Raw genomic sequence first — 19,804 nt, 5'->3', positions numbered from 1 at the left:
TGTTGAGACTTCAGATATTAAACTTTTCTATTTTAATTTTTACAAAAATATACAAGAGCCAAGTATTAATTCTGTTATTTGGGGCGTTATTCTGTAAAATTATCGGCTTAACATTTGTGATTTAACCGTTACATTTGTTGTTAGGGTTAATTATTCAATTAATATAAGCAGACGTTATGATTTTTTATATTATTGGGTTAAGTACGCTTGTTATTATTTTGTGTGTGGCGCTTTATGTGATTTACAGCAATGTACGTAAGAGCCGAGTAAGAAAGTCAAAAGAATATAATGTGTTATTTGATAAAGACACCATCATTGATGATCTTATTGCTCAACTTAGCGAGAAAAACCAAACCCAAGAAAACCAGGAAAAAACAATTAAAGGCAAACAAGAGATCCTTGCAACATTTATAGATTTGCATCGATCGGGTAGCTTTTGTGCGCACTTAAGCGAACAAGAAATTACTTATTTTGTTAAAAAGAAATTAAACATGGAGAGTACTAAAAATGGATAGCGAGCAACAAGCCGTCGCAGAGGCAAAAAATACATCATTTATGGCACGTTTTGGCCGTCGTAATGTAATTTTATTAACGTCAGTTGTTGTGGTGTTAGCAGTGATTGCAACATTAACATCGCAGGTTATTTCATGGAATGAAGCCGATGAACGGCTTGTTCACCAATCAGCTTTTACTGGTAATTTAACGGTAATAAACCAAGCTGGTCCTTACTTAAAAGCATTTGGCACCACATCAGCCTATAAAAAAGTTATCTCGATTAACTTTACCGGTGATAGCAGTGCAACAGCCAGTGCCATTGTACCACTCATTCCTATTCGATTTTTGGATACGACAACTGGTGGCGCCAGAGGAGTATCACGTTTTAGATTACCAGGTAATGTACCTGCAAGTGAGTCGGGTGCTTTACGTGGATTATTAAAAATTCATGAAGAATTTGGTTCCCAAGAGACTCTCATCTCTAACCTTTTAATGCGTGCCACTACAGAAAATGTAAAAGCGTCTGCACGTATGATGTCGGTTGAGCAACATTATTCAGGTGGTAATGGTCAATTAAGCCAAGATTTTTCTGATCAACTAACTAATGGCATTTTTGTTACTGAGCAAATTATTAGTACTGGCGAGCGTGACAAGTCTGACGATTTAAGCAATTTAAGTAAGCAACAACGCGTTACGATTAATATAAAGAAAGATGCTGAAGGAAAGCCGCTGCGTAATGCACCTATTTTAGGCTCTTACGGTATAACGGTGGTTGATGCGAGTATTATTGATATTGATTACGAAAATAAGGTAAATGCGCGCTTAGAGGCGCAAAAGCAAGCTGCAGCAGATGAAGCCCTTGCAAGACAAAACCTTAAAAAGGCAGAGCAACAAGCACGTACAGAAGTTGCATTAGGCGAACAAGCGATTGCAAAGCAAAGAGCTGAGTCTGAAAAGCTAAAAATTAAAGAGCAAATTGATGCAGAGCGAATAAAAGCCAATGCAATTATTTCTGCACAACAGCGTGTTGCAGTAAAGGCTGAGCTTGCAAAAGAGCAAGAAGAAATCTTAAAACAGCAACGCTTAGAGGCATTAGGCATGGATGTATTAGCTGAAGCACGTTTACGCGCAAAGTCAGCAGCACTTGATCCTAAATATGTTTTTGATGAAACACTTAAAGCGGAAGTTAAAATTCAAACTGCTTTATTTAATAGCCTAGGTAACAGCCGCTTAGTGCCTGAAATTGTTATAGGTGCGGGTCAAGGCGAACAAAACAACGGCTCTGAATTTATGCGTTTGTTGGCTGCAGATGCGGCATTGAGTCTTAAAAAGCGTTTAGAAAAAGAGAAAAAATAACCTTTAAAAATCATTATCAAGCCCTAGCTTTAATTGCTAGGGCTTTTTTTGTGGTATCGCTTTTTAAACGGTGAGTTTAAAATTTAGGGCACAAAGCGTGGCTAAAGCCTTTTTCTGTTAGCAAAAAAGCGGCGCTAGGCGTTGAAAATATATATTCCTCATGAAGAAGAAACGCGATAGTTCCTTTTATTTGCTCACCTTGATGATCTGAGGCATCGCTAATTAATTGTTCAGGATCTAACTGGCTTGGAGTTGGAAAGTTATTATAAAGATGCTTAAAAATTAACGTAGCAATCGTGTTAAAGGTATCGTTATTTTTCATTTTTCAGAGCCTTAATTTATATGTGCAGCAGTAAACTGGCTGATTTAAATATGATTTTTCAAATAATAACACATTAAAATAGGTGCGTGATGACTCTGCTTTTTTAAGCTTTAATTTTGCAAGCTACTGCTTTCATTTATAAAAGTGATGAGCAATTGTCATACTTATCCTGCTTAAAAGTAGTTTGTGTGTTGCTGGTGTGTTGCGCAAAATCATAAAGTGTAATTGAAGAGTTGTAAAAATACGTTATCATTGTAAAACAACATGTAAAATCAAGCAGGTACTTAGCTCACGCTGACCAAGTTCGAGTTAATAATATCAACAAGGCAAGCAAGGACAAATTATGACACCTATGAAACCTTTAGCACTGGCAGTGGCTATGGTTGTTTTTTCACATCAGGCACATGCAGATACAGATCTTGATAAAGTTAAGCAGCAATTAAGCAGCTTACAAAAACAAGTGGAAATGCTGCAAAAGCAACTTGCAAAAGCAGAGCAAAAAAGTGAAAAATCAATCGAGCGCACCATTGAAGAGAAAGAAGATATAGCTGAAGTTAAAGTAGCTAAACATGAACACAAGCCTCAGGGAATTAAAATTGGCGGTGCTGTTCGAACCAACTACAGCCATACTTCGTATGATGACGATAATAAAAATCGCGGCGGCGATTTTGACTTTGATATTTTTCGCTTAAATTTCTCAGGCGACGTTGGTGATGTAAAGTTAAACGCTGAAATTCGCTTTTTTGATTATATGACCGCTGTTAAATACGCTTATGCAGCTTACGATTTTGCTGATGATTGGCAAGTTCAAGCAGGTATTACCAAGGTTCCTTTTGGTAACTGGCCATACAACTCACATAACTACTTTTTCAGCACTAACTATTATGTTGGCCTTGAAGACGACCACGATTTAGGGGTGTTATTTAAGCGTAATATTGCTGATAACTGGCAGCTTGATTTGGGTTTTTTCAAAAATGATGAATTAGGTGGTGTTGATGGTTATGTAGATAACCGCAGCGATCGCTATTCTTACGACATTGTTGGCTTTAGAGAAGCTGGAGATGGTGTTTATGCTGAGCCTACTAATGCTATAGGCGAGTATAATACGTTCTCAGGCCGTTACGGCTACCACCTAGAACATGAAGGTGGTAAAACTGAAATAGGTGTGTCGGCACTTGCTGGTGGCTTGCATGACGGTGTTGACCGCGCAGGTGACTACAACGCGTGGGCATTACATTTAAACAGTAATATGGGCCCTTGGAACTTACAACTTCAACACGGTGAATATAACTACGATATTGATAACGTAAACCGTATTGCTGTGGGCGCTTACTCGTTTTACGACAGCATGGCGGCAGAGGCAACAATGTCGAGTGCAAACGTAGCATACAGTGTACCGGTACAATGGGGCGCGGTAACAAACTTACAGTTTTACAACGACTATAGTGCAATTTACGACAAATCAGACAACAGCAGAGATACGTGGATGAACGTAACCGGTTTCTCGGTAGCTGCTGGTGGTTTATTTACTTACTTTGACTTAGTTCATGGTAAAAATATGCCATTTGTTGGTGGTTCATTAGCGGGCGATAGCAGCGAAACTGAGCGTCGCTTCAACATTAATATTGGCTATTACTTCTAAATCAATATTCAAAGCACACGCCTAGACATTGGCGTGTGCTTATGTTGTTTAAAAAAATATTTTTGCTCTACCTATTTAGCACCTACAAATTGATAAATCTTTAATCAACTTCTAGTATAAAAGTTCAAATGGAATAAAATAAATAATCCATATAGCTTAGCTGGAGGCTAGACATCGATGATTGTAGTTAATGAGCAGGTGTTATCTGATGTAAACAAAAACTTTGTTATCCCACCAAAACCACAAATCTTAAATGATCTTGAAATATTAGCATCTGCACAGGAGCCCTCGCTCTCAGACGCCGCAGAAATCATCGCTAAAGATGTTGCTATTGCATCAGCTATTCTAAAGATAGTTAATTCACCTGCTTATGGCTTAGTTCGTAGTGTGTCAAATATTAAACAGGCTATTATGTTTTTAGGGTGGAATGGCATTGAAGCTTTAGTACCTAGCTTAAAGCTAAAGCAAATGTTCGCCCAAAAAGAATGTTGCATTAGTTTGGAGCGTTTTTGGGATACCGCATCAGAAATTGCTGATGTAAATATGATTATTGGGCAACGTATAAAAAACAATGTTCCCGTTGAGTACTTGTATACGCTGGGTTTATTTCATGATTGTGGCATTGTGCCGATGGCAATTAAATTCGATAATTACGTGAGTGCTTTACATACTTCAAATAATACCCATAAAGAAAGCTTAATAGATATAGAAGAGCGCTTATATGGAACTAATCATGCCACTGTGGGTTACTATTTAGCGACCAGCTGGCATTTACCTGTAGATATTTGCCAGCTTATTTTACGTCATCACGATTTGAGTATGCTAAGTGATATAACTGGAAGTAATCAACAATTGTGTTACAGCGTTTTAAAAATGTCTGAAAATTTGGTTAATAGTGTTTTACGCGGTGACACCACTAAAGATTGGGATGACATAGAAAAACAAGTTTTAGCAACATTAAATATGTCAGAAGACGATTATATTGATGTGCAAGAAGAGGTGATTGATTTTTTGAACTGTTAGACGTTTTTAGCAGCTTAAAGTCTATAGGTTAGTTTTTTTCACTTATTGGTTTGTTTTTAATCGTTTGTCGGGATTAAGTAAACACTCTAAAGTTTAGTTGTCGGCAACAAGCACGACTAACCAAATAGGAAATTAATCATGAAACGCTCACTTATCAAAACCATCGCTCTTGGCTCTTTATTAACTTGCTCAGCTGCTGTAATGGCTGATCAAAGTGATTATAAGTTAATGGTTATTGAAGAGGCTAAAACAGCCCCTCAAGAATTCGAAGTTGCATTTAACGATTGTGCATTAAATGTAAAATCAAAAAATTATAGCCAAGCTGAAGAAATCTGCTCAAAAGCAATTACTTTATTACAACAAAGCACTGGCCCTCGCTTTAAAGTACGTGAGCTTACGTCATTTGCTTTAAGTAACCGTGGTGTAGGACGTTTAATGGCTAAAAATGAAACAGCTGCATTATCAGACTTTTACGAAGCACAACAAATGTCTGGTAACGAGTTAGTGTCGCACAACTTAACGCGCGCTAAGCAAGACCTCGCACTGTAATATCTATTACCGATTCAAAAAGCCCATGCTGTTTTAGCATGGGCTTTTGCGTTTTTAGGGTTAAACACTAGTTAGGATTATTTAGCATAATTTGGGTCAACTGTTTTAGCCCTTTACCTTTGTTAGTTATTTTCCATGCAAGGTATAAGTCTTGAGGTGGACGTGGTTCGGTAAGCTCCACAACATGCAGTTTGTTAGCTTTAACATACTCAGCAATAAGGTTCTCAGGTAAATAACCAATGCCAATAGCGGATAAAATAGCGGTCATTTTTTGGCTTACAGAATTTACATAAAAACGTTGATTACCTTCGATTAAGTTAGCTGACCACGGAATACCTTGCTTTGCTGAGTCATGCACTATAACCGTGGTGTATTGACCGAGTTCGCTGGGCTCAATGGGGGTTTTTAGTAGCGCTAACGGGTGGCTAGGGTGAACCACCAGAACATTTTGAATATCAGCTATTTTTACCGCTCTGATCCCCTTTTGATTAGGTACAGGGGCCGGTGCGCCAATCACTAAGTCAACGTCATCCTCAATTAAAGCCTCCCAAGTGCCATTAAGTACTTCCTCTTTAATGTCTATCTCGATATTTTTATGCTCATTTAAAAATAGCTGTAGATTTTTGAATACGTCACTTATGTCAAAAATAGAGTCATAGGCAATACGTATCCGTGGCTCCCAGCCATTAGCTATGGTTTGTGTTTGCTCAGATAAATTATTTATAGCATTGAGTACCTTACGCCCCTCGCTTAGTAAATGTTTACCTGCGGGGGTCAAAACCGCTCTCCGACCTTGACGTTGAAACAAGGTTACATTTAATTGCTCTTCAAGTTTATTAACAATATACGACAAGGCTGAGGGTACTTTATTAAGTTGCTCTGCAGCGGCTGCGTAACTGCCACGATGCTCAATGGCGTCTAATACCAATAAAGCTTCTATGCTTATAGGAGGTGTATTCATTATCATACCAAATATCAACTGTTCAAAATATTTGAACATATAGAGCAAATAATAGGAGTTATTTAATTTTAATTCAACTTATACAATAGCTGCATACTCAATTGGAACAATACAGGTTAAAACTATGACGATTAAAAATATTACAGCCGCCATCACAAAAACTGAACAGTCTTTTGCAACATTACCATTAAGGCTTATTGCGGGATTAGTGTTTAGTGCTCATGGTGCACAAAAACTGTTTGCGTGGTTTGGCGGCTATGGCTTGGAAGGCACAGGGCAATGGATGGAGTCGATTGGCTTAGCACCGGGCTATTTAATGGCATTAATGGCCGGTGGCGCCGAATTTTTTGGTGGGTTACTACTCATCGTTGGTTTGCTGGTGCGTCCTGCGAGTTTTGTACTGGCTATCACTATGGTGGTTGCTATTTTTACCACGCACATAGATAACGGTTTATTTATGAGCAACAACGGTTATGAATTTGCGTTATCGCTGTTAGCTATTACCTTAGCTTTACTGATCCAAGGAGCTGGAAAGCTATCTGTTGATGGAAAAATTCATAACAAATTAAATTAATAAGCGGATCACATAAGTGATTAAACTTTAAGCTGCCAACCTGCGTAAGGTAGGCACATTCTATAAACTAAGGAGACGGACATGGGGTTACTTGTTAACGGTGAATGGGTCGATAAATGGTACGACACCGAAAAAAGCGACGGTAAATTTGTACGCCAAGATAGCCGGTTTAGAGATACGATTTCATCAGCGCAAAACAGTAAATTTAAACCAGAAGCAGGTCGCTATCATTTATATGTATCCTTGGCTTGCCCTTGGGCGCACCGCACCATTATATTTCGTAAATTAAAGCAGCTCGAAGACATTATTTCTATGAGTATTGTTGAAGCACCCATGATGGAAAACGGTTGGGAATTTGGCGAGCAGGGCGATCCACTTTATAACTTAGATTACGCTTATCAATTGTATTTAAAAGCCGACCCTAGCTATGAAGGGCGTGTTACCGTACCTATTTTATGGGATAAAAAAACGCAGACTATTGTAAACAACGAATCAATAGAAATAATTCGCATGTTTAATAGTGCGTTTAATGAGCTTACTGGTAACAACGACGATTATTATCCAGATGCGCTACGTGAAGAAATAGAAACAGTGAATAACCGTGTCTATAACACCATTAATAATGGGGTGTATAAAGCCGGTTTTGCTACAACTCAAGAAGCTTACAACGAAGCTTACACAGCCTTGTTTGATAGCTTAGATTGGTTAGAAGCTCGATTAGCAAAACAGCGTTACTTAGTGGGCGATACACTCACTGAAGCCGATTGGCGATTATTTACCACACTTATCCGCTTTGATGCTGTGTATCACGGGCACTTTAAGTGTAATCGAGAAAAGTTAACTGAGTTTCATCATCTTAGTAACTACATTAATGAGCTTTACCAAGTACCTGGGATAAAGGAAACGGTCGATTTAGAATACACAAAGGTGCATTACTACGTAAGTCACGTAACCATTAACCCAACGCAAATTGTGCCTTTAGGTGCTAAACACACCTTTGACGCAGCCCATGATCGAGACCGTCAATACTAAATGACGCAGAGATAACGTATAGGAAAAAATATGCTTACCCATTACCCAAAAAATAGCTTAGGACATGCTGATCATGGTTGGCTTAAGTCAAAGCACCACTTTAGTTTTGCGAATTACTATAATCCTGCGCGTATGGGGTTTGGCACTTTGCGTGTAGTTAATGATGACTGGGTAGCCCCAGGTATGGGGTTTGGTGCGCACCCGCATAGAAATATGGAAATTATTAGTTTTATCCGCAGTGGTGCCATTACTCACCAAGATAGTATGGGCAACAAGGGGATCACCGAGCAAGGTGAGGTGCAGGTAATGAGTGCAGGCACCGGCATTACCCACTCAGAATATAACCTAACAGATGAACCACTAACGTTTTATCAAATTTGGATTCAGAGTAATCAACATAATGTTGAGCCGCGCTGGGAAAGCAAGAAGTTTCCTACACAAGCCACAAGCACCCTTAGCTTACTGGTTTCGGGTTATCCAAAAGATGCCGATAGTGCACTTTTTATTAATCAGCAGGCGCGTATTTACGGTGGTAAGCTGGCAAAAGGCACGTCAATAACACAGCCGATTGATCATCAAGCCTACGTATTGGCATCGGCAGGGGAGTTTAGTATTAATGATGAGTCAGCCTCAGTTAGCATGAATAAGGGTGACGGCGCAGAAGTTACACAGACTAAAACCATCACCTTAACAGCAAACACTGAGTGTGAATTGATTATTATCGATAGCAAAAGTTAAGCGCAATTTACGTGCGCTTAACTTTATAATTGTTACTTGCTCATACTTTAAAGCTTTCCACTTGCGATTTCATTTGCTCATATAAGGCCGATACATTTTTAGATTGTTGCGTGGTTTGCGTGGAAATTTGTTTCATTTGTGCAGATTGCTCTTTTAATGACACTAAATTTCGATTTATTTCGTTAGCCACATGTGACTGCTCTTGTGTAGCTTGTGCGGTTTCAGTCGACATTTGCTGTACTTTTTCAAATGCGTGAGTCAGGCTATTAAAAATGGTAATTACTGAGTCAAAGTTGGTTAAAGTGGTATTGGCATTAGTTTGGCTATTTTTAATCGAATCAGACGACGCTTTAACGTTGTCATTTAAGCGTTGGATCATGGTATCAATTTCGTCTGTGCTTTGTTGAGTTCGTGTGGCAAGCGTTCTTACCTCATCAGCTACTACAGCAAATCCACGGCCTTGCTCGCCGGCTCTAGCGGCTTCAATCGCTGCATTTAAAGCTAATAAGTTTGTTTGCTCTGCAATATTACGTATCACTTCAAGAACAGAGGTTATATCTGTAGAGCTACTTTCTAGTTCAACCGAATTCGCTAATGCTGACTCAATATCGTTAGCTAAATCTTCAATCGCTTTGCCTGACACATCAATAGCTTGAACACCTTGCTTAACCTGCTCGCTAGATATATCGGCTTCCTGCGCAGTATTTTTTGCAAGATCTGCCATTTGTTGATTGGCCATGTCCATCTCATGGCCCGCACTAACTATTGACTCAGAGGCATTAGCAAGTTTTTGGGTTACTTCCATCGCGGTATCAGATACATCATTTAAATCACCCGTTACTGCACCAAGTTGGCTTGATTGCTGCTGAATATTTTTTATTATTGTTTGTAAATGGCTCAAGAAGTTATCAAATTCATTGCTTAAATCAGCTAATTCGTCGTGTGATGTAGTGTTAATACGCTGGGTTAAATCGCCATCGCCAGCGGCTATTTCTTTAATACGAAGGGTAATATTATTGATATTATCGGTTAGCTTTTTCGGAATGTAATAGCCCACACCTAAAGCGACAATAAAGGCAATAATAATCACAATAAAAACAATTTTTTCAAAAAGTTGAATGCTATGTTGTACGTCTTGTTTTACCGCTCTGGCATGTGTGCGTGCCTCTTCGCCCGCAACATCAAGTATATTTCTTAATTCGTTAAAGCTTTTATCAGCTTTTGCTAAATTATTATCAATTAAAGCGACTTGCTTTGCAGGAGTTGAGTAAATCAAGGTTTTACTTTGCTCATACCATTGCTGATAAAGCTGATCGAAGTTGGCATATTTTTGTGTTAGCTGAGGCTCGTCAATTAAATAGCTACGATAACTATTAAAGCGACGTATAACTTGGGCTGCGTTTTCTTCAAATAATTTTTGATTTTGTTCTAAATCACCATGCTGGTTTACTATTTTTTGTTTTGCAAGCCGGGCTTGGTATATATCTCTATCGGCATTTAGTACCTCTGAAATGGCTTCTACATAACGCCCTAAACGCTCAGCCCCCACTTTATCTTGCTGTTGTTCATTAGTATAAGCGCGAAGCTCTTCGCCTGCCTGATCCATCATTTCGCGTATTTTTATAAATTCAGGTTCAGATTTATTTAAATCACTTTGCATTTTACCTTGCGAGTGATTGGTATTAATGAGTGTTTTACTATGATTGACCCATTCATTATACAAAGGCATAAAGCTGGAAAATGAATCATGCTTTGCGAGTAACGCTTCTTCATCTTTTAAATAGATTAAGTATTTGTTAAAGCGATCCTTTACTTGCTCTGCGTTTTCTAAAAACTCTGTTTTATTCGTCTCACTATCGCCAGTTGCGCTGAGTAAATTTTCGAGTGCAATACGTGCTTGATATATGTCTCTGTCGGCATTGAGAATAACAGTAACAGCTTCAAAAAAGGTTTCTGTTTGCCTTTTCATAGCGTTGTCTTGTATGTAAGTAATCGAAGCTATGGCAACTAGCAAGCCTGCAAGGATCAGTGCTAAAAAAGCGATTGGTAAAATGACTTTAGTTCTAATTGAATTTATTCGCATGTTTCAATCCTTGTTATCTTACTGTATCTAGAGTAAATGTTAGTCATATAGTGGGACTTATGCCAAGCAGTTGGGTAAATTAATTGGGTGTTTTTTATACGCTGCAAGTCCGTATAACATTACTGTTATTTTTTATTGGTTTTATTATCCTTGTACGGCATATTCGCTTAAAATACGGCTAATTGGTTCATTTTTATAAAGGAATTCTGCTGTTAATGAATTCAATTCAGCCTAGTATATTTGGCCGTATCTTTACCCCGCATCGCTTTGTCGATATAAACCAACAAGGTTTAGTGATCAGCAATAAAACACAAATAACCTCATTGAGTTGGTGTGATTTAACGTCGCCCATTAGCTATGAGTATGGTGTGCTTGGGCAAACACTGCGCTTTAATACAGACTCTAAGCATTATCGTATTTGGATGAGAGCCTATGGCAGCAATAGGGCATTTAAAGCGCATACCGATATGCTATGGGTTAAAAGCAATATTGCAGTGCTCAACGAGATGTTAAGTAAAATAAACCACTTTGCTCACACTCAGTTTTTGCGCCAATCATATGTGACTGATATAAAAAAACAGGTAGATGAGCAATGTAAACGTTGGCTACCTTGGATAAAAAGCAGCGATGTTTTAACACCAGTAAGCACACAAATAAAATTGCTTGAACAATACAGCCAGTGGAGTGATGCACTCACTCGTTTTTTTCAGCATAAATATACCCAGTCTCAATTAGAGCGCTATAACGATTTTTTTAATTGTGTTGAAGCAAATCCACTCACAGAGCAACAACGCCGAGCTTGTATAATAGATGACGACAATAACTTAGTGCTAGCAGGGGCAGGAACAGGAAAAACCAGTGTGTTGGTGGCCAGAGCGGGCTACTTGGTTAACAGTGAACAAGCTAATTACAACGATATTTTATTACTCGCCTATGGTAAGCAAGCTGCTTGCGAAATGGATGAACGAATTAAACAAAAGCTGGGCACTGAGTCCATTAAAGCGGCCACGTTTCACAGCGTCGGCTTGACTATTATTAGCGAGGTTGAGGGCAAGCGACCTAAAATATCTAAACTTGCTGAAAACGAAAAAGCTAAAATAAAATGGGTTGAAGGATGTTTTGAATCGCTTGCCAATGCTAAACCACAATATGCTAAAGCACTGGTAAATTATATAAATAACACTCTTAATGACGTTAAAGGCGAATTTAAATTTAGTGCTGCAAAGCCTAATCATATTGCGCTTTTAAAAGAAATAAAAACTAGCGGTCATTTAACTAAATTAGCGACTGTGTTTAGCCAATTAATCAGCGTGTATAAAACCGCAAATATAACACTTGAGAGCGATTCAAAACAGATACAGCAAGCCTGGAAATTATTAAAGCCGTTGTTAGCCAACTATAACCATTATTTACGCACGCAGGGCGAAATAGACTTCGACGATATGATTATTAAAGCCCTCGATTATGTAAACACTAAAAAGTTTACATCGCCTTGGCGTTATATCATGGTAGATGAATTTCAAGATATATCACCGCTGCGAGCTACACTTGTAAAAGCACTGCGCGATAGTAAGTCTAATAGTTCACTGTTTGCAGTAGGGGACGATTGGCAAGCTATTTACCGTTTTAGTGGTGCAGATATGCGACTTACTACCGAGTTTGCCGCACATTTTGGTTTTACAACACAAACTCTATTAGATAGGACCTTTCGCTTTAATAATAAAATTGGCGAGGTTGCCGCAGGTTTTATTATGAAAAACCCAGCGCAGTTAGCTAAAGACATTCACTCAGTTGCAAAGGTAACTAAGCCCGCCGTTAGCGTGCTAAAAACATTGAAAAGTGGCTCAGCTAAAAACACCAAAATAGCGGAGCTAAATAATGGCGCAATTAAGTATTTACTACAGGGGATTAAGGGTCATTCAGGCAAGCCTGTTACTGTGTATTTACTTGCACGGTTTCGATTTCAGTTACCTTCACAAGCCGATATAAGTGCTTTACAGCAAGAGTTTTCAGCATTGCATATTGAGTGTGATACGTTTCATGGCTCAAAAGGCAAAGAAGCCGATTATGTCATTATATTAGCAATGAATGGCGGAGCGTTTGGATTCCCGAGCACTAAGCCAATGCCTCAAATTTTAGAGGTATTATTACCCGCAAAAGATAATTTCGCACATAGTGAAGAGCGTCGCTTATTTTATGTAGCGCTTACTCGCGCTAAACATAAGGTCTACATAATAACTGATGATAACAACCCCAGCTGCTTTGTTGATGAACTTATAAACGAGCATAAAATCGAAGTATTTGAGTTAAAAAATAAAGCGGTCTTTAAAGGTGTTACAAAAACTGCTTGATACTGTTGCTCAAGTAAGCGTCAGAGTGCCCAATTATGTGGTTCATACGTATTAAAGAAGCCCACTTTGGGCTTTTTTAATACGTTATATTTAACTTATGGCAACGGCAAGTTGATGATACAAACCAATCCCAACAATAACATTAAATGGAAAGGTGACACCTAACGAGCTAAGCATGGCAAGACCAATGTCCGCTTTGGGAATAGCGGCTTTTATAGCAGCAGGTGCGGCAATGTAAGAAGCACTCGCCACTAAGCTCCCCAGAATAACCACTGAACCTAATTCTAAATTTAGCAAGGTGCCAACCATAACGCCAATGGTGCCTAAAAATAACGGCGTAATAATGGCGAAGGAAGCCAGTTTCCATTGCTGCCAAGGAAAAGGGCGAAGCGTTTGTGCAGCAACCAAGCCCATTTCGAGTAAAAATAGCGCCAGCACTACTTTAAAGCTACTGGTAAGTAAACTCGTAACTTGGCTACCCTGTTGGGTGCCATACATCATACCGATAATTACACCGCCAACGAGCAAAATCACACTCTTATTGGTAAGCGTTTCGTGCCACAGTGCTTTTAACGATAAGTTGGTGTTTTCGCTGTGTGCTTTGTCGAGCTTACGATACAACAGTAAACCTACAATAATTGCTGGTAACTCAAGCATAACTAGGTACAAGGTAACTTCTGCGCCCACTTCTAATTTAGCCGATTCGGCATACGCTAATGCTACCGCAAATGTACCAGCACTAACCGAACCATAGTGGGCAGCAATGCTGGCGCTATTCGCTACGCTTAGCTTAACAACGTGTTTTAAAATAGGGTATAAAGTGAGTGGAATAAGCCCACCAAGTAACATAACCGAGGCCATTTCTGGGAGTAATTGCCAACTTAAATTGCCATGCAGAACCATGCCACCTTTTAGACCTATGGTAAGCATGAGTAGTAAGCTGAGAGTGTCATACGTCGCTTTGGGGATAGCTAAATCAGAGCGAAGGATACCCGCTGCTAATCCTAAAATAAAAAACATTACTACAATATCAGGCACGCTGTTCTCCTCTTTATTACTAATTTAATTTGTTAAGCGGCGCTATTATAGGCAAATCTTTATATAGTAAATAATAAAATGAATGCTAACATCCTATAGATAAAAACCTATGAGGTGTGTATGAATATAAGACAACTTTCCTTCCGACTTCTTGAAGTATTTATGAGTGTAGTAAAAACCGGCTCTATAAGCGAAACCGCACGGAGGCTTCATTTGACTCAGCCTACGGTTTCTTTACAAATTAAACGCTTACAAGAAGCGGTAGATGAACCGTTAATAATTATGCAGCAACAAAAGTTGCAAATAACCGAAGCTGGTATGGCCTTATTTAGGACTTGCCAACAGGTTTTTGGTCATTTTGAAGATTACCAAGATTACTTAGCGGAGCTAAAAGGGGGTGAACGTGGACGATGTAAAATTGCTATGGTTAATACTGCCCAATATATTTTACCTAAATTGTTAGGCCCATACAGTAATGAACATCCGCATGTAGAGCTACCACTTGAAATAGGTAATCGTTCAGCCGTTTTAGCACGCTTTGAACGCGGAGAAGACGATATTTATGTATTTAGTCACCCGCCATCTTTAGAGCATGCCCAGGCTGCTAGGTTTCTACATAACCCTTTAGTGTTTATAGTGCCACTAAATCATCCATTAGCCGATAAAACCGCACTTAAACTGGCTGATTTAGTTCCGTATCGTTTTTTATTGCGTGAAACAGGCTCCGCCACTCGCATGTTATTTGAAAGCGAGCTGCAAAGTAGAGGGTTGGTATTAAGTGACAGTGTGCAAATGGCCAGTAATGAAGCCATTAGAGTGGCGGTAGCTTCAGGTATGGGGATTGCGGTGCTTTCTCAGCATGTGCTGCCTAAAGGTGATAATAGTTTTAAAGTGCTTAATGTTACCGACACCACTTTAGCTAGCCATTGGTATTTTGTGGTGCGTACAGACCGACATATATCACACGCTGCACGCAGCTTTTTAAAGTTTGCTGAGCAACACTTAGAGCTGTATTTAGATGAGAAGTGGGTGCGAAATGAGTTAAGCGGGCTTAATTTGAAATAAAAATAAGCCTTAGAGACAATCAAATATTAACTGGTATCAAAGTTGCTTAAGTTATTTCAGCTAAAGAATATAACGATTAAAGCAAAAATGGATTTGAGCCAATGACTTCAATAACCTTTAAAAATCAATATAGTAGTTACAATAATCTCGTTAACAAAGTGGCAAAAACGAGTGACGCTCTGCCAACATCTGCCGCTGCGGCAACAACCAGTACCGCTGAAAACCAAGCAACCCCTAATTTTATCGCTAAACCAGAAGACAAAAGCTTTTTAGAAAATGCCCAAGAGGCATTAATTTATCAACGTTTAGGTGTCGATAAAGAAACTATAGCTGAGTTAAAAGCAGCAATAGAAGCCTTGGCAGAAGAACTAGGAGAGGAAGGGGTTGATGTAGATGCCATAAAAGAGCAGATTGCTGAATTACAAAAAATGTTAGAGCAAGAATTCGAAAAAGGCACGGAGCGAATGGCAATGCAACCAACACATGAAAAAGGCAAGCTAGTAACCGCATTAGCTTAGATAACGGCATGTTGAAAGGTTATTGACTCCTGTCTTTAAGCAGGTTTTAAGTGATTAACGCACAAAGAGGGTGAAGAGGCGCTACGCTTTTAGAGAAGTAAATTAAACCAAAACTTATATGGCTTCTCATTTACTCCTCATTCGCTTCTCTGTGTTCAAATAGGGTTTAATGAATTATGCACAAAGAGGGCAAAGAGGCGCTGCGCTTTTAGAGGAGTGTACTACACGATAACTTTTTATGGCTTCTCATTTACTCCTCATTCGCTTCTCTGTGTTCAAATAGGGTTTAGTGAATTATGCACAAAGAGGGCAAAGAGGCGCTGCGCTTTTAGAGGAGTGTACTACACGATAACTTTTTATGGCTTCTCATTTACTCCTCATTCGCTTCTCTGTGTTCAAATAGGGTTTAGTGAATTATGCACAAAGAGGGCAAAGAGGCGCTGCGCTTTTAGAGGAGTGTACTACACGATAACTTTTTATGGCTTCTCATTTACTCCTCATTCGCTTCACTGTGTTCAAATAGGGTTTAGTCAATTATGCACAAAGAGGGCGAAGAGACGCTTCGCTATTAGAGGAGTGCTCTAAACCATAACTTTCATCTGTAACCAAAAAACCAAACAGGGGCTTATAAAAAGTAATAGCATGCCCATACTCAGTAAGTTACCTCTAAAAAGGTTAAAATCATCAAGTATTTTGTGCAACTTATACTTAAATAAATATCTGCCCACAACAATATCTAAACTAAGCATTATTGTTAGCCAAACAAAACCCACATTTAAACAATCTAAGTACGAAATAGGGTTAACCCATGGCAAGGTCAGCCAAGTAATGGCATAAATAATCGCAGTGCCCAAAAGTAAGCTGAGTGTTTTAGCGCGTTTTAGAGCGTAAAATCGATGTAAAATCCTTACTCTAATATTGCCATTAATTATCTCAGCTAAAGCGAGTAATAGGCCAACGGCGCGTGTTTTTTAAAGCATGTAAACCTCCTGGTGCTGATCATGTTAATTATTAACGATGACCTTACCTAATTTATAGCTATAACGCATAAGGTGCTGCTCACCATTTTTACAGATTAACTATCGTTATCAGTTGTTATTATGTGTCATTTTTTATAAGGTGAACTTTGCTTATAAAAATAACAATAGGAACGCCGTCATGAAAACCCTTGAACAACAGCTCGGCCAGTATGGTTTGTACCATCGCTCTAAACGAAATGTATTAACCCATTTTTTTGGTATTCCACTCATTGTGTTTGCCGCTTTATGCTTACTCGCCCGAATTGAAATTCCTATTGCTAATTTTAGCATTGATGGCGCGCAAATTTTTGTATTAGCCTCTGTGGTTTACTATTTTATGTTGAGCTTTTCGCTTGGTTTGATCATGGGAATTATTTTCACTTTGTTACTGGTAGCTGCCCAGCCAATTGCCGCAATGGCATTAATACCTTGGTTGGTAATTGGAGTTGGGGTATTCGTGTTTGGCTGGATATTACAGTTTATTGGTCATTATTTTGAAGGTAAAAAGCCCGCTTTTGTTGATGATTTAGTAGGCTTAATTATTGGCCCTTTGTATGTCACTGTTGAGCTACTATTTTTAATGGGCTTTTACAAAAACTTAGAACAGCAAGTGAATGAAATAGCGGGTCCAACTAAAGCATAACCAGTCAAAGAATATAAGGTAAACCATGGATTATAATAATAAAACAGTCTGGATCACCGGCGCATCATCAGGTATTGGTGAAGAACTTGCAAAACAATTTGCAGAGCAAGGTGCAAAGGTTATTTTATCAGCGCGAAATATCGATAAACTCAACCAAGTAAAAGGCGAGTTAAAAGGCGAGGGGCACCGCGTTATCCCGCTTGATTTATCAAAGCCCGAAACCCTACTGCAGGATGTATCGGCGCAAATAGATAGCTTAGGCCCCATTGATATTTTAATTAATAACGGCGGTGTATCACAACGTAGCTTATTTTTAGAAAACGACTTTAAAGTGTACCGGCAACTTATGGAAGTAAATTACTTTGGCTTAATTGCACTCACTAAAGCGGTACTACCTTCAATGGTGGCACGTAAAAGCGGTTCAGTAGTGGCTATTAGTAGCGTGGCAGGCAAAGTAGGATCTAAGTTCAGAACCGGATATTCAGGCAGTAAATACGCTGTAGTAGGCTTTATGGATTGCTTACGCGCCGAAGTGGCAGAGCACAATATACATTGTTTAACTATTTGCCCTGGCTCAATTAAAACGGCGATTGCCCATAACTCATTAAACGAGCAAGGGGAAGCGCAAAACAAATCTGAGCCTTCAATAGAAAATGGTATGAACGTAAATGTAGCCGCATCAAAAATGCTCACCGCAATCTACAATAAAAAAGACGAAGTTGTAATAGGCCAAGGGTTAAGTGGTTGGGCACCGTTTATAAAACGGTTTTTCCCAGGATTATTTAATCGCTTAACCGCTAAGGTGGAATATAAATAACTAAGTACAGTACTTAAACGCCAGCATTTAGCTGTTTAGCGCAATGCTGGTTCGTGTTCAGCTTTATGGCTGTTTTTGTACCTTCCAAGGTGGGTTTAATCGATTTTCTCCAGCTTTGTAGAGCTTAATTTTATTTCCTGAAGGGTCTTTTAAAACCGCTTCCTTCCATAGATATCTTTGCTCTGTGGGTTGCTGTTCGAATACGATCCCTTTTTTGATTAACTGCTGGCACAATTGTTCAAGGTCATCGTTCTCAAAATAAATTACAGAATGATTTTCAAAAAATTCACTTTCTAAAGACAATGAAAATGTAGAATCACCTTCAGGGCAACTAAAACGTGCATAATGAGGTGTATCAACGATTTGGGTAAAGCCAAGTGTGCGATAAAAACTCACCGCTTCATTCATATCTTTGACTGGCAAAGTTACTTGATTCAGATTCATTCAAACTCCCACTTCAAAAAAATAGATAAATTTATATGGATTTACTCTCGCCCTGGCTCATGTCCCTCATAACGAGGAAGCTGAGCATCTAAGTCTTCCCAATTAGCTTTTGAGGTGATGAAATTATGCGATATGGGTCGCTCTGTTATATCGCAGGTCAACGCGCCTAATCGAAGGCGATATCTTTGAGGAGATTGAGCGTTAGCACTATAAATTGGAGCACCGCAGGTTTTACAAAAGTACTTACGTTTACCTTCACTACTTTGGTAAAAAGTAAGTGTGCCGTTGTAGTCAGTTAATGTCAGATCGCTGACATTAATAAATCCATTAGTAGCAAAAGCACTGCCACTGGCCTTACGACAAAGCGAACAATGACAATGAATAATATCAGTAACTTTACCATTAATTGAAAAGTTGATTGAGCCGCATAAACAACTACCTGTGTACATCTGTATTCCTTGATTTAATTATAATTTTTTCATTATATTGCATTTTTTCCAGTAAATTTTTGATGCTTTATGGCTTAATTACACACTTTACTAAAAATGCTTTCCTCGCACTCACAAAATCATCAGCGCTTTGATATTCTGCTACTTCAAACAATGCATCAACTCTTTTGGACTAGATTAATAATTCCACTAATTAACGTTAATGTAAATAATTGTTTATGCGAGTTTTTAGGTAGGTTATGAGCATAAGTAAGAGAAGGCAATAATGCTATGAGTATAATGAGCTGTGCTCAATTAAAAGCTGGTTACGATGGAGGTTAAGTTGGGGAATTATCTGGTTGGGCTTAAGTGAATTTAAAAAAGGATGTTTGTAAGTATTAAAACCCCGCGTTTTTAACGCGGGATTGGTTTGAATTGGTAGGCTATATGTTTACTTGGCTTTTTTTGCTTCGAGTGCTTCTATTTCATTCCAGATTTTTTCAGCCTCGTCAGTTAACATCGCATAGCTTTTAATATCGCCTTTTCTTTGTGCTTGCATGCCTTGCTCTAATTTTGCATCGTACTCTTTACGCAATTTTTTGATTGGATCTGGCTTTAAAAATGAAAACATCAACACCCTCGTTGTTTATTAGCTAATTACAGTAACAGTACGCAGTTAAGCTGCAAAAAGTTTGCTGTTACTGTA

20 protein-coding genes are annotated in these 19,804 nt (G+C 38.7%); 13 read left to right on the top strand and 7 right to left on the bottom strand.

Annotated elements, in window-relative coordinates; all coding sequences use genetic code 11:
- Positions 1 to 176 precede the first annotated feature (176 nt).
- Together FLM54_RS08905 and FLM54_RS08900 are read left to right on the top strand one after the other, a co-directional pair.
- Positions 177 to 515, top strand: coding sequence for a hypothetical protein (locus FLM54_RS08905; protein WP_010390319.1), 339 nt, complete (start codon positions 177 to 179; stop codon positions 513 to 515).
- On the top strand, positions 508 to 1,851 hold the full coding sequence (locus tag FLM54_RS08900; RefSeq protein WP_138607424.1) for an SPFH domain-containing protein: 1,344 nt from the start codon (positions 508 to 510) through the stop codon (positions 1,849 to 1,851). Before FLM54_RS08905 ends, FLM54_RS08900 begins: the two co-directional genes overlap by 8 nt.
- A 76-nt stretch (positions 1,852 to 1,927) precedes the next feature.
- On the opposite strand, the gene FLM54_RS08895 is transcribed toward FLM54_RS08900, so the two are convergent.
- The gene (locus FLM54_RS08895) at positions 1,928 to 2,173 is read right to left on the bottom strand and encodes a hypothetical protein (RefSeq protein ID WP_054201077.1); all 246 of its coding nucleotides are present in this window, start codon (positions 2,171 to 2,173) and stop codon (positions 1,928 to 1,930) included.
- 343 nt (positions 2,174 to 2,516) lie between these two features.
- Between FLM54_RS08895 and FLM54_RS08890 the strand changes: the two genes are divergently transcribed.
- The 3 genes from FLM54_RS08890 (at position 2,517) to FLM54_RS08880 (ending at position 5,387) form a co-directional block, all read left to right on the top strand.
- The gene (locus FLM54_RS08890; protein ID WP_178956196.1) at positions 2,517 to 3,815 is read left to right on the top strand and encodes a porin; all 1,299 of its coding nucleotides are present in this window, start codon (positions 2,517 to 2,519) and stop codon (positions 3,813 to 3,815) included.
- A 177-nt stretch (positions 3,816 to 3,992) separates the two neighbouring features.
- Entirely contained in the window at positions 3,993 to 4,838 is an 846-nt protein-coding gene (locus FLM54_RS08885) for an HDOD domain-containing protein (protein WP_178956195.1), read from the top strand.
- Positions 4,839 to 4,976: 138 nt separating this feature from the next.
- Positions 4,977 to 5,387: a hypothetical protein gene (locus tag FLM54_RS08880; RefSeq protein WP_010390302.1), complete on the top strand. Its 411-nt coding sequence runs from the start codon at positions 4,977 to 4,979 to the stop codon at positions 5,385 to 5,387.
- A 67-nt stretch (positions 5,388 to 5,454) separates the two neighbouring features.
- On the opposite strand, the gene FLM54_RS08875 is transcribed toward FLM54_RS08880, so the two are convergent.
- Positions 5,455 to 6,348: a LysR substrate-binding domain-containing protein gene (locus FLM54_RS08875; protein WP_178956194.1), complete on the bottom strand. Its 894-nt coding sequence runs from the start codon at positions 6,346 to 6,348 to the stop codon at positions 5,455 to 5,457.
- 124 nt (positions 6,349 to 6,472) lie between these two features.
- Between FLM54_RS08875 and FLM54_RS08870 the strand changes: the two genes are divergently transcribed.
- From FLM54_RS08870 to FLM54_RS08860, 3 genes are all read left to right on the top strand, one after another.
- Complete coding sequence (locus FLM54_RS08870; RefSeq protein WP_008109247.1) at positions 6,473 to 6,922, top strand: DoxX family protein; 450 nt, start codon at positions 6,473 to 6,475, stop codon at positions 6,920 to 6,922.
- 81 nt (positions 6,923 to 7,003) lie between these two features.
- The gene (locus FLM54_RS08865; protein WP_178956193.1) at positions 7,004 to 7,954 is read left to right on the top strand and encodes a glutathione S-transferase family protein; all 951 of its coding nucleotides are present in this window, start codon (positions 7,004 to 7,006) and stop codon (positions 7,952 to 7,954) included.
- Between the two features lie 30 nt (positions 7,955 to 7,984).
- A complete protein-coding gene (locus FLM54_RS08860) occupies positions 7,985 to 8,692 on the top strand; it encodes a pirin family protein (protein ID WP_178956192.1) in 708 nt (235 codons plus the stop codon).
- 40 nt (positions 8,693 to 8,732) lie between these two features.
- Here the strand turns inward: FLM54_RS08860 and FLM54_RS08855 are convergent, their stop codons facing one another.
- The gene (locus FLM54_RS08855; protein WP_178956191.1) at positions 8,733 to 10,775 is read right to left on the bottom strand and encodes a methyl-accepting chemotaxis protein; all 2,043 of its coding nucleotides are present in this window, start codon (positions 10,773 to 10,775) and stop codon (positions 8,733 to 8,735) included.
- A gap of 215 nt (positions 10,776 to 10,990) precedes the next feature.
- On the opposite strand from FLM54_RS08855, the gene helD reads away from it, so the two are divergent.
- Positions 10,991 to 13,126 carry a DNA helicase IV gene (gene helD, locus FLM54_RS08850; RefSeq protein ID WP_178956190.1) on the top strand — a complete coding sequence of 712 codons (2,136 nt, stop codon included), beginning with the start codon at positions 10,991 to 10,993 and terminating at the stop codon, positions 13,124 to 13,126.
- Between the two features lie 90 nt (positions 13,127 to 13,216).
- Here helD and FLM54_RS08845 read toward each other — a convergent pair whose 3' ends face one another.
- A complete protein-coding gene (locus tag FLM54_RS08845; protein ID WP_178956189.1) occupies positions 13,217 to 14,164 on the bottom strand; it encodes a sodium-dependent bicarbonate transport family permease in 948 nt (315 codons plus the stop codon).
- A gap of 120 nt (positions 14,165 to 14,284) precedes the next feature.
- Here FLM54_RS08845 and FLM54_RS08840 point away from each other — a divergent pair, with 120 nt between their 5' ends.
- The 4 genes from FLM54_RS08840 to FLM54_RS08825 all read left to right on the top strand — a co-directional run bounded on the left by FLM54_RS08840 (position 14,285) and on the right by FLM54_RS08825 (position 18,226).
- Positions 14,285 to 15,229 carry a LysR family transcriptional regulator gene (locus FLM54_RS08840; RefSeq protein WP_178956188.1) on the top strand — a complete coding sequence of 315 codons (945 nt, stop codon included), beginning with the start codon at positions 14,285 to 14,287 and terminating at the stop codon, positions 15,227 to 15,229.
- Positions 15,230 to 15,330: 101 nt separating this feature from the next.
- Complete coding sequence (locus FLM54_RS08835) at positions 15,331 to 15,747, top strand: hypothetical protein (RefSeq protein ID WP_178956187.1); 417 nt, start codon at positions 15,331 to 15,333, stop codon at positions 15,745 to 15,747.
- A 1,158-nt stretch (positions 15,748 to 16,905) separates the two neighbouring features.
- Positions 16,906 to 17,409: a DUF962 domain-containing protein gene (locus FLM54_RS08830; protein ID WP_054201066.1), complete on the top strand. Its 504-nt coding sequence runs from the start codon at positions 16,906 to 16,908 to the stop codon at positions 17,407 to 17,409.
- A 25-nt stretch (positions 17,410 to 17,434) separates the two neighbouring features.
- A complete protein-coding gene (locus tag FLM54_RS08825) occupies positions 17,435 to 18,226 on the top strand; it encodes an SDR family oxidoreductase (RefSeq protein WP_178956186.1) in 792 nt (263 codons plus the stop codon).
- Between the two features lie 63 nt (positions 18,227 to 18,289).
- Here FLM54_RS08825 and FLM54_RS08820 read toward each other — a convergent pair whose 3' ends face one another.
- The 3 genes from FLM54_RS08820 to FLM54_RS08810 all read right to left on the bottom strand — a co-directional run bounded on the left by FLM54_RS08820 (position 18,290) and on the right by FLM54_RS08810 (position 19,729).
- Positions 18,290 to 18,670 carry a VOC family protein gene (locus tag FLM54_RS08820; RefSeq protein WP_178956185.1) on the bottom strand — a complete coding sequence of 127 codons (381 nt, stop codon included), beginning with the start codon at positions 18,668 to 18,670 and terminating at the stop codon, positions 18,290 to 18,292.
- Positions 18,671 to 18,711: 41 nt separating this feature from the next.
- Entirely contained in the window at positions 18,712 to 19,119 is a 408-nt protein-coding gene (locus tag FLM54_RS08815; protein WP_178956184.1) for a GFA family protein, read from the bottom strand.
- 430 nt (positions 19,120 to 19,549) lie between these two features.
- Complete coding sequence (locus tag FLM54_RS08810; protein WP_010390276.1) at positions 19,550 to 19,729, bottom strand: DUF6435 family protein; 180 nt, start codon at positions 19,727 to 19,729, stop codon at positions 19,550 to 19,552.
- Between the last annotated feature and the right edge of the window lie 75 nt (positions 19,730 to 19,804).

The sequence above is a fragment of the Pseudoalteromonas sp. Scap25 genome, from assembly GCF_013394125.1.
GTDB lineage: Bacteria > Pseudomonadota > Gammaproteobacteria > Enterobacterales > Alteromonadaceae > Pseudoalteromonas.
This window is presented reverse-complemented; position numbering and strand designations above follow the sequence as displayed.

Excerpts from the sequence above, each read along its gene's own strand:
- FLM54_RS08885 (WP_178956195.1), top strand. The coding sequence starts at position 3,993 with ATGATTGTAGTTAATGAGCAGGTGTTATCTGATGTAAACAAAAACTTT.
- FLM54_RS08835 (WP_178956187.1), top strand. The coding sequence starts at position 15,331 with ATGACTTCAATAACCTTTAAAAATCAATATAGTAGTTACAATAATCTC.
- helD (WP_178956190.1), top strand. The coding sequence starts at position 10,991 with ATGAATTCAATTCAGCCTAGTATATTTGGCCGTATCTTTACCCCGCAT.
- FLM54_RS08825 (WP_178956186.1), top strand. The coding sequence starts at position 17,435 with ATGGATTATAATAATAAAACAGTCTGGATCACCGGCGCATCATCAGGT.
- FLM54_RS08810 (WP_010390276.1), bottom strand. The coding sequence starts at position 19,729 with ATGTTTTCATTTTTAAAGCCAGATCCAATCAAAAAATTGCGTAAAGAG.
- FLM54_RS08865 (WP_178956193.1), top strand. The coding sequence starts at position 7,004 with ATGGGGTTACTTGTTAACGGTGAATGGGTCGATAAATGGTACGACACC.
- FLM54_RS08820 (WP_178956185.1), bottom strand. The coding sequence starts at position 18,670 with ATGAATCTGAATCAAGTAACTTTGCCAGTCAAAGATATGAATGAAGCG.
- FLM54_RS08880 (WP_010390302.1), top strand. The coding sequence starts at position 4,977 with ATGAAACGCTCACTTATCAAAACCATCGCTCTTGGCTCTTTATTAACT.
- FLM54_RS08840 (WP_178956188.1), top strand. The coding sequence starts at position 14,285 with ATGAATATAAGACAACTTTCCTTCCGACTTCTTGAAGTATTTATGAGT.
- FLM54_RS08875 (WP_178956194.1), bottom strand. The coding sequence starts at position 6,348 with ATGAATACACCTCCTATAAGCATAGAAGCTTTATTGGTATTAGACGCC.
- FLM54_RS08860 (WP_178956192.1), top strand. The coding sequence starts at position 7,985 with ATGCTTACCCATTACCCAAAAAATAGCTTAGGACATGCTGATCATGGT.
- FLM54_RS08890 (WP_178956196.1), top strand. The coding sequence starts at position 2,517 with ATGACACCTATGAAACCTTTAGCACTGGCAGTGGCTATGGTTGTTTTT.
- FLM54_RS08895 (WP_054201077.1), bottom strand. The coding sequence starts at position 2,173 with ATGAAAAATAACGATACCTTTAACACGATTGCTACGTTAATTTTTAAG.
- FLM54_RS08830 (WP_054201066.1), top strand. The coding sequence starts at position 16,906 with ATGAAAACCCTTGAACAACAGCTCGGCCAGTATGGTTTGTACCATCGC.
- FLM54_RS08855 (WP_178956191.1), bottom strand. The coding sequence starts at position 10,775 with ATGCGAATAAATTCAATTAGAACTAAAGTCATTTTACCAATCGCTTTT.
- FLM54_RS08900 (WP_138607424.1), top strand. The coding sequence starts at position 508 with ATGGATAGCGAGCAACAAGCCGTCGCAGAGGCAAAAAATACATCATTT.
- FLM54_RS08870 (WP_008109247.1), top strand. The coding sequence starts at position 6,473 with ATGACGATTAAAAATATTACAGCCGCCATCACAAAAACTGAACAGTCT.
- FLM54_RS08815 (WP_178956184.1), bottom strand. The coding sequence starts at position 19,119 with ATGTACACAGGTAGTTGTTTATGCGGCTCAATCAACTTTTCAATTAAT.
- FLM54_RS08905 (WP_010390319.1), top strand. The coding sequence starts at position 177 with ATGATTTTTTATATTATTGGGTTAAGTACGCTTGTTATTATTTTGTGT.